Source organism: Ruegeria sp. BHSA162 (assembly GCF_059613385.1).
This window is the reverse complement of sequence record NZ_JBXWSK010000094.1, coordinates 1-12,280: the sequence shown is the minus strand read 5'-3', so window position 1 is coordinate 12,280 and position 12,280 is coordinate 1. Positions and strand designations below refer to the sequence as shown.

Genomic DNA, 12,280 nt, shown 5'->3' with positions numbered 1-12,280 from the left:
TCATTGGTATAGTCGGTCGAAACCAGAGGACGCTCCTCATAGCCCAGAATGCCGACCAGAGGCCCTTCGGCCGCGGCCTTGAACAGGGCGTTCACTTCTTCGGCCGTGGTTTCGCGTTCAACCTCGAACACGCAATCGGTCAGCGAGGCATTCAGCAGCGGCACCCGCACCGCATGCCCGTTCAGCCGCCCCGTCAGCTCGGGATAGATCAGCGTGATCGCCGTGGCACTGCCAGTGGTCGTGGGGATCAGCGAATTCAGCGCCGACCGGGCACGGCGCAGGTCCTTGGCCGGACGGTCCACGATCGTCTGCGTATTGGTCACGTCATGAATCGTGGTGATCGAGCCGTGCCGGATGCCCAGGCTCTCGTGGATCACCTTGACCACCGGGGCCAGGCAGTTCGTGGTGCAGCTGGCCGCGGTCACGATGCGGTGGCGCGCCGGATCATAGGTGCCTTCGTTCACGCCAAAGACGATATTGGCCGCATCACCATCCTTGACCGGCGCCGAGACCACCACCTTCTTCACACCGGCGTCAAAGTAAGGGGTCAGTTTTGCCTCGGTCTTGAAGACCCCGGTGCAGTCGATGACGACGTCGACGCCTTCAAGCGGCAGATCAGACAGGTTGCGGGTCCCGACAAAGGGCAACCGAACGCCGTCGATGGTGACCGAGTTTTCGTCATGACTAAAGTCGGCGGCCCAGCGGCCATGCACGGTGTCGAACTCCAGCAGATGCGCGTGCATCGCGGGGTCCCCCACCGCGTCATTGATCCAGGCGATCTGCGCGCCTTTCTCAAGCAGGGGTTTCAAGGCCAGCTTGCCGATGCGGCCAAGGCCGTTGAGAGCATAAACGGTCATGCGGTTTCTCCGGTATGGGTCTGGCCGATGTCATCCACGGCCTTCTGAAGGGACATACGGTCTAGGGTTTCGAACGGCAGCGACGAAAAGGTCAGGATCCGGTTGCGCAACGCGCCGTAGGCCTGCTGGAAGGCAAGGCGTTTTTGGGCCTCTGTTCCCTCGGCCTTCACCGGATCGGGCATACCCCAATGCGCGCTGACCGGCTGCCCGGGCCAGGCGGGGCAGTCTTCGTTCGCAGCCTGATTGCATACGGTGAACACGAAATCGAACTTCGGCGCGCCCGGGGCCTGGAACTCGCTTACATTCTTGGCGCGCAGGTCCGAGATGTCGTGCCCATTCTGCCGCAGCACCTCAAGCGCCGCTGGGTTCAACTGGGACCGCGGACGTGTACCGGCAGAAAACACGTTGAACCGGTCGCCGCCAAGCTGCTTCAACAGGGCCTCGGCGAAAATCGAACGCGCGGAATTCCCGGTGCATATGAACAATACGTTGTAGGTACGCGGGGCCTTGGCCGCATGCGCGTCAACGCCGTTGAGTGGACTGGGCGCGCAGAGTTCCGGACGCCCACGGCAGCAATCCAGCAGAAGGTAATCGAACGTCTGCCGCACGGCGTCCATATCCACCGAGTAGCGCAAGGACGTCCCGACCCTTTCCTGCGTCACAAGGCCGGCCTGCATCAGCGCGTTTACGTAGTTGGACAGCGTATTCGGCTTGAGGTCCAACGCCATGGCAATCTCGGTCGCGGGTATGCGATCGGGATACCGGCGCATCAACAGCCGGAAAACGGCCAACCGAGCCGGATGACCCAAGGTGGACAGGCGGTCGGGAATCACTTTTTCCATAATTCATGGATATTCGAATTACAGGCGAAATCAAGTGCCCGTTTTTGGCGCGTTTAAACCGCAGGCAAGATTTTACGATTGGCCACAAAGATGCCCCTCGCCCAAAACGGAACGACGGGTGAATTGATATTGAAGAAAATGGTGCGGCCGAGAAGACTCGAACTTCCACGGGTGTTACCCCACAGCGACCTCAACGCTGCGCGTCTACCAATTCCGCCACGGCCGCACTGCCTGTGACTTGGTAGGCGGCGTATAGACGCTTGGCAAAAGGATGTGAAGAGGCAAAAGCAACCGCATTGGAATTCCCGGCCTGCAACCATATCTGTGGGGTCATGAAACCCGATGCCAAATCGCAGCAGGAGCATCCGATGACCACACCCGATCCCCGCCCCGTCATCCAAGTCGACATCGTATCCGATGTCGTATGCCCGTGGTGCATCGTCGGGTTTCGCCAGCTTGATCTGGCGCTGGAGCAGGAGAACGTGCTGGCGCAGCTCCGGTGGCACCCGTTCGAGTTGAACCCCGCAATGGGGCCAGATGGCCAGAACCTGCGAGAGCACATCATGGAGAAGTACGGCTCGACCGCCGAGCAGAGCCAGCAAGCCCGAGACCGGCTGACCGCGCTGGGTGCGGATTTGGGTTTCACGTTCAATTTCAATGACGACAGCCGCATAGTGAACACCTTCGCTGCACATCAACTTCTGGACTGGGCCGAAACGCAAGGCAGGCAACACCCTCTGAAGCTGGCCTTGTTCAAGGCCTATTTCACAGATCAGCGGGATGTTTCGAAAGTTGAGGTATTGCTGGATGCCGCTCAGACCGCCGGCCTCGACCCAGACGCCGCCCGCGCGGCATTGGAATCGGGCGCGCATGCAGGCCCGGTAAGGCAAAAGCAACAATTCTGGACCAGCCGAGGCATCACCGGAGTTCCGGCAATGGTTTTTGGCGGCAAGTACCTGCTGGCGGGTGCGCAGGGCACCGAGACCTACGCTCAGGTCCTGCAGCGATGCCGGGCCGAGGCCGCCTAACCTCTTTCGCTTGGACAGCAGGACGGCTATGAGGCGCGCATGGAATGGAAGATCACCGACGGACTGACCGACTATGACACCGCCGTCGCCTTCATGGAGGCGCGGGTGGCCGAGATTGCGGCCGGAACCGCGGACGAGTGCATCTGGTTCTTGGAGCATCCGCCGCTCTATACGGCCGGAACATCAGCCAAACCCCAAGACCTGACCGACCCGGATCGATTCCCGGTCTATGCCAGCAAGCGCGGGGGCGAATACACCTATCACGGACCTGGCCAGCGGGTCGTCTATGTCATGCTGGATGTCGGAAAGCGCGGCCATGATGTCCGCCGCTTTGTCAAACAGCTGGAAACCTGGGTGATCTCGGCACTGGCCGAGTTCAACGTCCACGGAGAAATCCGCGAAGGCCGTGTCGGTGTGTGGGTGCCGCGCAAGGACAAGCCGCTGACCGTCAGCGGCGAACCAGCCGAGGACAAAATCGCTGCGATCGGCATCCGCTTGCGGAAATGGATCAGCTTCCACGGCATCTCGATAAACGTGGAACCGGACCTGGAGCATTTTTCGGGCATCGTTCCCTGCGGCATCCGGGAGTTCGGCGTGACTTCGTTGGTGGATCTGGGATTGCCGGTGACAATGGCCGATGTCGATGTGGCTCTGCGCAAAACCTTTACTGAGGCTTTCGGCCCCGAGGCGGCCTGACCACCTCGCATCGACCATGGTTTCGAATCGCAGAATCTGACCCCGCGGAACGACAATCCTCGATGCAGGGTTCTTCTGTTTCTCAATATGGTCGCAAATTTCCGAAGATTGCCGCGAATTGCCTTAAAATTTAGGGAATCTCCTTCTTCCTTCCACACAACAGCCGCAGTTTGAGGTATCATGAATATACCGTTCAAGAGTGAGTGGTATGTTAACCGGTGATCGCGGCCAGCCCGCGAAAATCGATCAAGTGTTTGGTTACGAGTCTGCCGTTCCGACCCCATATCGGAACGGCAATTCTCGTTTTTGGGGCCTCAGTTTTCGCCTGATTGGTCCGCGGCATGGCCGAACCGCATGGTCTTTGGGCAGGACCGACCAGCCATTTCCACCTCAAGCGTCAGGTGGCCGATCCCAAAACTGTCGCGCATTGCCTGTTTCACCAGACCGCGCACCTGTTCAGCCTGCGACCAGGCGCAGTCTTCGACCACCAGATGCGCGGTAAGTGCGGGCTGGTTTTCCTGCATGCTCCACAAGTGGACATGGTGAACCTCGCGCACGCCATCCATTGCCTCAATGGCCGAGGCGACCTCCTCGGGGTCCAGATCGGGCGGCGCGCCAAGCATGAGAACACGGATCGTTTCTCCGATCTCGCTTTGGACATGCCACAGGATGTAGAGCGAAATCAGAATGGTGACGGCCGGGTCGACCCAGGTCCAATTGAACAGGATCACAGCCACCCCGGCCACGATCACTGCAACCGATCCCAGCGCATCAGCAACGTTGTGGAAAAAAGCCGCGCGGATATTCATGCTGGTTTTTGCCATGCTATAGGTCAAAAGCGCGGTAGTCAGATCCACCACCAACGCCAGCATGGCAATCCAGACCACAAGCCAGCCGTCAATCGGCTCGGGCTGAAAGAACCGGGTCACCCCTTCGTACATCAGGTACACGGCGATGACGATCAGTGTGGTATAGTTGACCAGCGCCGCGACCACTTCGGCCCGACCGTATCCGAAGCTCATGCGCGGGTCGGCTGGGCGCCGGGCAATCTTGCGGGCAAAGAACGCGATGATCAGGGCAATTGCATCGGAAAAATTGTGCAGCGCGTCAGCGATGAGCGCCAGCGACCCCGAAAAGATCCCGCCGACCACCTGTGCCAGCGTCAAAAACATATTGACCGCGATGGCCCATGCCACCCGCGCGTCTCCGGCATCGGCGTCGATTTGGGCGTGGTGTTTGTGTCCGGCGTGGGAATGATCATGCGCCATGATGTCGTGTCCTTGTCTGGGTCATGGTCCATACCTAATTCCTCTAGTGACTAGAGGTTCAAGGGGGATTGCGGAAAATGTTCTCGATCGGGGATTTGTCACGGCGCACAGGCGTCAAAGTCGCCACGATCCGGTTTTACGAAGAAAGGGGCCTGCTGCCACCGCCGGAACGGAGCGCTGGCAACCAACGGCGCTATGACCGCGCCGCGCTCGAGCGGCTGCGCTTTGTCAAACACACGCGCGATCTTGGACTGCCATTGGCCGATGTCGAGGCCCTGCTGTCATTGGAAGGCGCCCAAGGCGCCGATCTGAACCGGGCACACGAAATCGCCAAGCGGAAACTGGCGGACCTGCAGGATCGGATTGCAAAGCTGCGCCGGCTCGAAACCGAGCTTGACCGGATCGCGGCCGCCTGCGACGGGCAGCACGACCACGTCTGCTCAGTCTTGCAGGCGTTTGGGGATCACGATGCCTGTTCAGGGACGCATCAGGCGCCCCCACCCGTCACGCCAGCGCAGCCCTGATGCGCTCGGCGTGTTTGGCGATCTCGTCGAAATCGCCCATCTTTCCGGGCGGGCGCAGAGAGACGCCCTCGTGCCGGGGCAGGACATGGAAATGCAGGTGAAACACCTCCTGCCCTCCGGCCGCCTCGTTGAACTGCTGTATGGTCACCCCTTCGGCGTCAAAGGCGCGCATGACCGCACGCGCCAGTTTCTGAACCGTGGTCATGACTGCGGCCAATTGCTCGGGTGTGGCATCCAGCACGTTGCGGCAAGGCGTTTTCGGGATCACCAGAAGGTGCCCGTCCGCACGCGGCATGATATCCATGAAAGCCAGCGTGTCCTCATCCTCGTAGACGCGGGTCGAGGGGATCTCGCCCCGCAGGATCTTGGCAAAGATGTTTTCGGGATCATAAGCGGTCATCGTGGGTCTCCGACAAAGGGGCTGCGTGTTGTTCTGCGGCCAAGCCCGCAGCGGGTCAAGGCGTGATTCCGCCCTTGGACAGCCCCTGTCCTTGCAATTCGCCCGATCATCCCCAGATACCGGTCATCCAAGGCCGATATCGCGCGGGTGTCCTCCTGCCCCGCGACAATTATTCTTGATCCAGATCAAACTCGGCCATTGAAGGCCGCCCCCTTGCATTCTAAAACCAGCAGGAATCCCGCGCGCCGGAGAGGTCCGGCTGCGCGGTCTATTTGCAACAGGAGGCACCTAAATGGCAGACGCAGCCATTCATGGTCACGATCATGAAGACCAGCGCGGGTTCTTTACCCGGTGGTTCATGTCGACCAACCACAAGGATATCGGGATCCTTTACCTGATCTTCTCGGCCTTTGCCGGGTTCATCTCGGTCGCGATGACCATCTACATGCGGCTTGAACTGATGCATCCGGGCGTTCAGTACATGTGCCTGGAAGGCTTCATGGCCGATCCCTGTACGCCCAACGGACACCTGTGGAACGTTATGATCACCTATCACGGTGTTCTGATGATGTTCTTCGTGGTCATCCCCGCCCTGTTCGGCGGTTTTGGCAACTATTTCATGCCGTTGCAGATCGGTGCGCCGGACATGGCGTTCCCGCGGATGAACAACCTGTCCTTCTGGCTGTATGTCGCCGGCACCTCGCTGGGCATCGCGTCGCTGCTGGCCCCTGGCGGCAACGATCAGGCCGGCTCGGGTGTGGGCTGGGTTCTGTACCCGCCGCTGTCGACGACCGAAGGCGGCATGTCCATGGACCTGGCGATCTTTGCCGTGCACGTATCGGGCGCCTCCTCGATCCTCGGCGCGATCAACATGATCACCACCTTCCTGAACATGCGTGCCCCGGGCATGACCCTGTTCAAGGTTCCGCTGTTCAGCTGGTCGATCTTTGTCACCTCGTGGCTGATTCTGCTGTCGCTCCCGGTTCTGGCGGGCGCGATCACCATGCTGCTGATGGACCGCAACTTCGGCTTCACCTTCTTTGATCCGGCCGGTGGCGGTGACCCGATCCTGTACCAGCATATCCTGTGGTTCTTCGGACACCCCGAAGTGTACATCGTGATCCTGCCAGGCTTCGGCATCATCAGCCACGTGATCGCCACTTTCTCGCGCAAGCCGATCTTTGGCTATCTGCCGATGGTCTGGGCGATCATCGCAATCGGCGCACTGGGCTTCGTCGTGTGGGCACACCACATGTACACCGTCGGAATGTCACTGCGCCAGCAGGCGTACTTCATGCTGGCCACGATGGTCATCGCGGTTCCGACGGGGGTCAAGGTGTTCTCGTGGATCGCCACCATGTGGGGCGGCTCGATCGAGTTCAAGACGCCGATGCTGTTCGCCTTCGGCTTCCTGTTCCTGTTCACCGTCGGCGGTGTGACCGGTGTGGTTCTGTCGCAGGCCGGTATCGACCGTGCCTACCACGACACCTACTATGTCGTCGCGCACTTCCACTACGTGATGAGCCTGGGTGCAGTCTTCGCCATCTTTGCCGGGGTGTACTTCTACTTCTCGAAGATGACGGGCCGTCAGTACTCGGAGTTCTGGGGCAAGGTGCACTTCTGGATGTTCTTCATCGGTGCAAACCTAACCTTCTTCCCGCAGCACTTTCTGGGCCGTCAGGGCATGCCGCGCCGGTATATCGACTATCCCGAAGCCTTCGCTCAGTGGAACTTCGTCTCGTCGATCGGTGCGTTCGTCTCGTTCGCTTCGTTCCTGCTGTTCTTCGGGATCGTGTTCTACGCCCTGTTCCGGGGCGCCAAGGAAACACGCCCGAACCCGTGGAACGAATACGCGGATACGCTGGAATGGACCCTGCCCTCGCCGCCGCCCGAGCACACGTTCGAGCAGCTGCCCAAGCAGGAAGACTGGGACAAGGGCCACGCGCACTGATCCCTTCCCGAAAACAGGAAACCCCGCCTTCACGGCGGGGTTTTTCTTTTACTGTTCGCGCTCTATCGGCCATCGCATTCCGCGGGCGGTCGCAATATCGTTGAAAATCGGGTATCCTTGGGGCGCCGCATGTCCGGCCAATCTCCGAGGTCACCATGCCCGATATTGATTTCTGGTACTCCATCGGCAGCACTTACAGTTTCCTGACCATCATGCGTCTGGACGATTGGTGCGCAGAACACCAGGCGCAGGTTAACTGGCGCCCTTTCGACGTGCGCGCGGTCATGTCTGAACAGAAGAACATTCCGTTTGCGGGCAAACCCGTCAAGTCGGCCTACATGTGGCGCGACATCGAACGCCGCGCAGCCAAGTACCATATCCACGCCAAGCTGCCCGCCCCCTATCCGATTTCGAACCTCGAATTGGCCAACCAGGTCGCGCTGCTGGGTTTCCGGGAAGGATGGGGCAAGAGCTTTACCCAAAACCTTTACAGGATCTGGTTTGAGGACGGTATCGAAGCCGGCAGTGAAACCGCCATGTCCGAGGCTCTGTTCCGCTGCCAGCTGGACCCGCTGCCGGTCCTAGCCCGCGCGCGCAGCCCCGAAATCGAAACCGCGTTGAAAGCTGAAACCGAAATGGCGGTGGGCCTGGGCGTATTCGGCGCGCCCAGCTTTGTCACGCGGGGCGAAGTGTTCTGGGGCGACGACCGGCTTGAGGACGCGCTGTCCTGGGCGAGGGTCGGACACGTCGTTTGAAATTGGCAATCGACACCGGATCAGCAGGCGCTATTTTTGCAATATGCCCTACCATTGGAACGACAGCTCGAACTCGGAACAGGAATTGCGCCTTTGGCCGCACAATTCCCTGCCACCGCGCGGCGCGATGGCCGTAGTGCTATCGGTTTTCCTGTTTGGACTGATCCCCCTGCTTGCAGTTCTGGGATCGGTTCTGCTGTGGGGGCTATTGCCGTTCCTTCTGTTGACGGTGGCAGGCCTATGGCTTGCGATCCAGGCAAACTATCGGTCCCGAAACGTGTTTGAGGTCCTGACGCTTACCGGAACCCAAGCACGCCTGATCCATCACAGCGCCCGGACCGGCCAGCAGGAATGGACTTGCAATCGATACTGGGCCCGTCCGGAAATGCACAAGGCCGGCGGACCCGTCCCGAACTATGTGACCCTGTCGGGTGAAGGACGGGTGGTCGAGATTGGCGCGTTCCTCTCAGAGGAGGAACGCATTGCCTTGTATGATGATCTGGTAAAACGGCTGCGCGAACCGGCGCTTGAATAAAGCGCGTCAGCAGTCGCCGTTCGACGCTGCGCACAGGTGGTCTTTGACCAGCGGCCCCACCTTTCCAAAGTCCATCTGGCCTGTGTAGTTGGCCTTGAGCTCGCCCATGACCTTGCCCATGTCCCGGATCGACCCGGCACCGGTCGCCGTGATCGCCGTCTGGATGGCCTTTGCGACCTCATCATCATCCAACTGCTTGGGCAGGAATTCCTCGATGATCTTCACCTCGCGCAGTTCGCGCTCGGCCAGGTCCAAACGACCGCCTTCCTCATAGGCCCGCGCGCTTTCCTTGCGCTGCTTGCTCATTTTCCCAAGAATCTCAAGAACATCCGCGTCATCGCAGCCCTTGGCCTCTTCGTTTCCGGCCGCGCGCAGCGCGATGTCCCGATCCTTGATCGCGGCATTGACCAGCCGCAGCGTCGACAGACGCTCGGCATCCTTGTCCTTCATTGCTTGCTTCAGGGCAGTGGTCACCCGAGTTCGCATATCCATCTGTTCTGTCCATCCCCATGGCAACGGAACCCCGAACATATCTAAACAAAATCCGAGGCACAACAGCAGACAGATAAGGCTAAATCATTGAAAAACAACAATAGCCCAAAATTTGAACAGGGTTGACCCGAGGCACCAACCCCCTTAGTTATGCGCCGATTTACCCGATAGGAGAGTCGCGCCATGGCCCATCAAGCCACGTCCAAGCCCACCGCATGTCTGGCTCTGGCCGACGGAACACTCTTCTTCGGAACCGGGTTCGGCGCCACGGGACAAACCGTGGCCGAGCTGTGTTTCAACACCGCGATGACCGGATATCAGGAAATCATGACCGACCCGTCCTATGCCGGGCAGATCGTGACCTTCACTTTCCCACATGTCGGCAATGTCGGCGTCAATCCCGAGGATGACGAAACCGCCGATCCTGTCGCCGCGGGCATGGTGGTCAAGTGGGACCCGACCGAGCCGTCGAACTGGCGCTCGGCCGAGCGGCTGACCGACTGGCTGGCACGCCGTGGCCGGATCGCCATCGGTGGGGTCGATACCCGCCGGCTGACCCGCGCGATCCGCCAGCAAGGCGCTCCGCATGTCGCGCTGGCCCATGACCCGCAGGGCAACTTCGACATTGAAGCCCTGGTTGCAGCGGCGCGTGGTTTCGCCGGGCTGGAGGGCATGGATCTGGCCAAGGACGTGACCTGTGCCCAAAGCTACCGCTGGGACGAGATGCGTTGGGCCTGGCCGGACGGATACCAGCGTCAGGAAGCGCCCGTGCACAAGGTCGTCGCGCTGGACTACGGCGCAAAACGGAACATCCTGCGCTGCCTGGCCTCGGCCGGTTGCGACGTGACGGTCCTGCCTGCAACCGCAACCGCGGCTGAGGTGCTGGCGCACGACCCCGACGGCGTGTTCCTGTCCAACGGCCCGGGAGACCCGGCGGCGACAGGCACTTATGCTGTGCCGATGATCAAGGAAATACTTGAAACCACGGATCTGCCGATTTTCGGGATCTGCCTTGGTCACCAGATGCTGGCACTGGCGTTGGGCGGCAAGACCATCAAGATGAACCACGGACACCACGGCGCGAACCATCCGGTCAAGGACCTGGAAACCGGCAAGGTCGAGATCACCTCGATGAACCACGGATTCGCGGTCGACGCCCAATCGTTGCCTGCGGGGGTGGTTGAAACCCACCGGTCGCTGTTCGATGGCTCGAACTGCGGCATCCGCATGTCCGATCGCCCGGTGTATTCGGTTCAGTATCACCCCGAAGCCTCGCCCGGCCCGCAAGACAGCTTTTACCTGTTTGAACGGTTTGCCGCGGCCATGGCAGACCGAAAAGTGCGCGCTTAATCCCGCAGGTTTGCGGGCCGCGTCAACGTTAACCCGGAATTAACCTTGATTGAGCAACTCTGACCCGACACTTCGGGCAGGGTGCTATGATGGTTGAATTGAATTTTCTGGGTCACGGGCCTGCGACCCCGGTTTCCGGCATTGGCCCGCGCAAACCTTTGGGCACTTGCCTGATCGACTTGGGGGTGATCACCCCCGCTCAACTGGATCACGCCCTGAAACTGCAGGAGCGGCAGAACGCTCCTCTGGGCGAAATTCTGGTTGGCGAGCATATGGCCTCGCGCGGCGATGTGTTGTTGGCGCTGGGCCAACAACATGGGCTGCAGATCGCCGATCTGGAAAACACGCCGCCACCCGCTGACCTTTGCGCGCTGCGCCCGATGCGGTTCTGGCTGACGCACAACGCCATTCCGTGGCTGCGAGTCGGGCCCGTGCTTTTGGTCGCGACGGCATACCCAGACCGCTTTGATGAAATACGGTACGGGTTGGCAGATTGCGCCCAGACAGTCCTGCCTGTGCTGGCCGCACCCGATGACATCGACCAAGCCATCGCCCGACATTACGCAAAACCTTTGGCTGAGGCGGCGGAAACGCGGGCGCCGCTATCGCAAAGCTGCCGCTCATGGACTGCGAGTTCACGTCTCCTGCCGACCCTCTTGGCGCTGGCCGCGCTTGTGGGCCTGGGTCTGCAACCGAATGCCGGGCTATCCCTGCTGTTCTGGGCCGCAGTTTCAACGCTGATCCTGTTCCTGATTCTTCGGCTGGCCGGGTTGATATCGTATCTCTTCCCCCAAAAGGCCAAAAACCCAGACGGTTTGCTTGCGCAACACCGCCTGCCCTGCGTGTCCATCCTGGTGCCGCTGCACAAGGAACGGGAAATCGCCGGTGCGCTGATCCAACGGCTGACACGCCTGACCTATCCAAAGGCGCTGTTGGACGTGATCCTGGTCTTGGAAGAGCATGATGACGTCACCCGGTCAGCGCTTGCGCAGACCACCCTGCCCAGCTGGATCCGAACGCTGGAGGTGCCCGATCTTGGCAACCTGACCACCAAACCACGGGCGATGAACTATGCGCTGGATTTCTGCCGAGGAGAGATTTTGGGCGTCTGGGACGCCGAGGATGCGCCTCTGCCAGACCAAATCGAGACCGTGGTGGAGCAATTCGCCCGCGCGCCCGATGATGTGGTCTGCCTGCAGGGTGTTCTGGACTACTACAACCCGCGCACCAACTGGCGCTCGCGTTGCTTCACCATCGAATACAGCGGTTGGTTCCGCGTGATCCTGCCCGGAATCGCGCGGTTGGGTCTTGTGGTGCCGCTGGGTGGAACGACGTTCTTCTTCCGCAGGGACAAGCTGTTGGAATTGGGAGGCTGGGACGCTCATAACGTGACCGAGGACGCGGATTTGGGGGTTCGGCTCAGCCGCGCGGGCTATCGCACCGAAATAGTGAAAACCGCCACGTATGAAGAGGCCAATTTCCGCGCCTGGCCTTGGGTGAAGCAACGCTCGCGCTGGCTCAAAGGGTTCATGGTCACATACCTTGTCCACATGCGCTCGCCCCTGGCATTGATGCGCGATCT

Annotated in this window: 13 protein-coding genes and 1 tRNA gene; 8 read left to right on the top strand and 6 right to left on the bottom strand. The window is 60.4% G+C overall.

Annotated elements, in window-relative coordinates; all coding sequences use genetic code 11:
* The 3 genes from AC2FM5_RS17550 to AC2FM5_RS17540 form a co-directional block, all read right to left on the bottom strand.
* Positions 1-857: ArsJ-associated glyceraldehyde-3-phosphate dehydrogenase (locus AC2FM5_RS17550; RefSeq protein ID WP_496737116.1), on the bottom strand; the 857-nt coding region annotated here is incomplete at its 3' end.
* Complete coding sequence (locus tag AC2FM5_RS17545; protein ID WP_170390461.1) at positions 854-1,699, bottom strand: arsenate reductase/protein-tyrosine-phosphatase family protein; 846 nt, start codon at positions 1,697-1,699, stop codon at positions 854-856. The genes AC2FM5_RS17545 and AC2FM5_RS17550, both read right to left, overlap by 4 nt.
* Before the next feature lie 139 nt (positions 1,700-1,838).
* Positions 1,839-1,925 (bottom strand) — tRNA-Leu (locus AC2FM5_RS17540).
* A gap of 142 nt (positions 1,926-2,067) precedes the next feature.
* On the opposite strand from AC2FM5_RS17540, the gene AC2FM5_RS17535 reads away from it, so the two are divergent.
* A complete protein-coding gene (locus AC2FM5_RS17535) occupies positions 2,068-2,727 on the top strand; it encodes a DsbA family oxidoreductase (RefSeq protein ID WP_170443158.1) in 660 nt (219 codons plus the stop codon).
* 39 nt (positions 2,728-2,766) lie between these two features.
* On the top strand, positions 2,767-3,423 hold the full coding sequence (gene lipB, locus AC2FM5_RS17530) for a lipoyl(octanoyl) transferase LipB (RefSeq protein ID WP_093962478.1): 657 nt from the start codon (positions 2,767-2,769) through the stop codon (positions 3,421-3,423).
* Between the two features lie 314 nt (positions 3,424-3,737).
* On the opposite strand, the gene AC2FM5_RS17525 is transcribed toward lipB, so the two are convergent.
* On the bottom strand, positions 3,738-4,691 hold the full coding sequence (locus AC2FM5_RS17525; RefSeq protein ID WP_496737113.1) for a cation diffusion facilitator family transporter: 954 nt from the start codon (positions 4,689-4,691) through the stop codon (positions 3,738-3,740).
* 77 nt (positions 4,692-4,768) lie between these two features.
* Between AC2FM5_RS17525 and AC2FM5_RS17520 the strand changes: the two genes are divergently transcribed.
* Entirely contained in the window at positions 4,769-5,215 is a 447-nt protein-coding gene (locus AC2FM5_RS17520; RefSeq protein ID WP_496737112.1) for a MerR family transcriptional regulator, read from the top strand.
* Here the strand turns inward: AC2FM5_RS17520 and AC2FM5_RS17515 are convergent.
* A complete protein-coding gene (locus AC2FM5_RS17515) occupies positions 5,196-5,615 on the bottom strand; it encodes an HIT family protein (protein WP_093962481.1) in 420 nt (139 codons plus the stop codon). The two genes, AC2FM5_RS17520 and AC2FM5_RS17515, sit on opposite strands and share 20 nt — an antisense overlap.
* A gap of 292 nt (positions 5,616-5,907) precedes the next feature.
* Between AC2FM5_RS17515 and ctaD the strand changes: the two genes are divergently transcribed.
* The 3 genes from ctaD (at position 5,908) to AC2FM5_RS17500 (ending at position 8,856) form a co-directional block, all read left to right on the top strand.
* A complete protein-coding gene (gene ctaD, locus AC2FM5_RS17510) occupies positions 5,908-7,566 on the top strand; it encodes a cytochrome c oxidase subunit I (protein WP_170337942.1) in 1,659 nt (552 codons plus the stop codon).
* Between the two features lie 155 nt (positions 7,567-7,721).
* Positions 7,722-8,321, top strand: a complete 600-nt coding sequence (locus tag AC2FM5_RS17505; protein ID WP_496737109.1) for a 2-hydroxychromene-2-carboxylate isomerase — start codon at positions 7,722-7,724, stop codon at positions 8,319-8,321.
* 43 nt (positions 8,322-8,364) lie between these two features.
* Positions 8,365-8,856: a DUF2244 domain-containing protein gene (locus AC2FM5_RS17500; RefSeq protein WP_222456880.1), complete on the top strand. Its 492-nt coding sequence runs from the start codon at positions 8,365-8,367 to the stop codon at positions 8,854-8,856.
* Positions 8,857-8,862: 6 nt separating this feature from the next.
* Here the strand turns inward: AC2FM5_RS17500 and AC2FM5_RS17495 are convergent, their stop codons facing one another.
* On the bottom strand, positions 8,863-9,348 hold the full coding sequence (locus tag AC2FM5_RS17495) for a GatB/YqeY domain-containing protein (RefSeq protein ID WP_170338416.1): 486 nt from the start codon (positions 9,346-9,348) through the stop codon (positions 8,863-8,865).
* Positions 9,349-9,531: 183 nt separating this feature from the next.
* On the opposite strand from AC2FM5_RS17495, the gene carA reads away from it, so the two are divergent.
* Together carA and AC2FM5_RS17485 are read left to right on the top strand one after the other, a co-directional pair.
* Positions 9,532-10,698: a glutamine-hydrolyzing carbamoyl-phosphate synthase small subunit gene (gene carA, locus AC2FM5_RS17490; protein WP_480753560.1), complete on the top strand. Its 1,167-nt coding sequence runs from the start codon at positions 9,532-9,534 to the stop codon at positions 10,696-10,698.
* 89 nt (positions 10,699-10,787) lie between these two features.
* The coding region (locus tag AC2FM5_RS17485; protein ID WP_496737106.1) for a glycosyltransferase at positions 10,788-12,280 on the top strand (1,493 nt) is incomplete at its 3' end.

Bases quoted from the DNA above. Each gene is read 5' to 3' on its own strand.
- AC2FM5_RS17545 (WP_170390461.1), bottom strand. From the start codon at position 1,699: ATGGAAAAAGTGATTCCCGACCGCCTGTCCACCTTGGGTCATCCGGCT.
- AC2FM5_RS17535 (WP_170443158.1), top strand. From the start codon at position 2,068: ATGACCACACCCGATCCCCGCCCCGTCATCCAAGTCGACATCGTATCC.
- lipB (WP_093962478.1), top strand. From the start codon at position 2,767: ATGGAATGGAAGATCACCGACGGACTGACCGACTATGACACCGCCGTC.
- AC2FM5_RS17525 (WP_496737113.1), bottom strand. From the start codon at position 4,691: ATGGCGCATGATCATTCCCACGCCGGACACAAACACCACGCCCAAATC.
- AC2FM5_RS17520 (WP_496737112.1), top strand. From the start codon at position 4,769: ATGTTCTCGATCGGGGATTTGTCACGGCGCACAGGCGTCAAAGTCGCC.
- AC2FM5_RS17515 (WP_093962481.1), bottom strand. From the start codon at position 5,615: ATGACCGCTTATGATCCCGAAAACATCTTTGCCAAGATCCTGCGGGGC.
- ctaD (WP_170337942.1), top strand. From the start codon at position 5,908: ATGGCAGACGCAGCCATTCATGGTCACGATCATGAAGACCAGCGCGGG.
- AC2FM5_RS17505 (WP_496737109.1), top strand. From the start codon at position 7,722: ATGCCCGATATTGATTTCTGGTACTCCATCGGCAGCACTTACAGTTTC.
- AC2FM5_RS17500 (WP_222456880.1), top strand. From the start codon at position 8,365: ATGCCCTACCATTGGAACGACAGCTCGAACTCGGAACAGGAATTGCGC.
- AC2FM5_RS17495 (WP_170338416.1), bottom strand. From the start codon at position 9,348: ATGGATATGCGAACTCGGGTGACCACTGCCCTGAAGCAAGCAATGAAG.
- carA (WP_480753560.1), top strand. From the start codon at position 9,532: ATGGCCCATCAAGCCACGTCCAAGCCCACCGCATGTCTGGCTCTGGCC.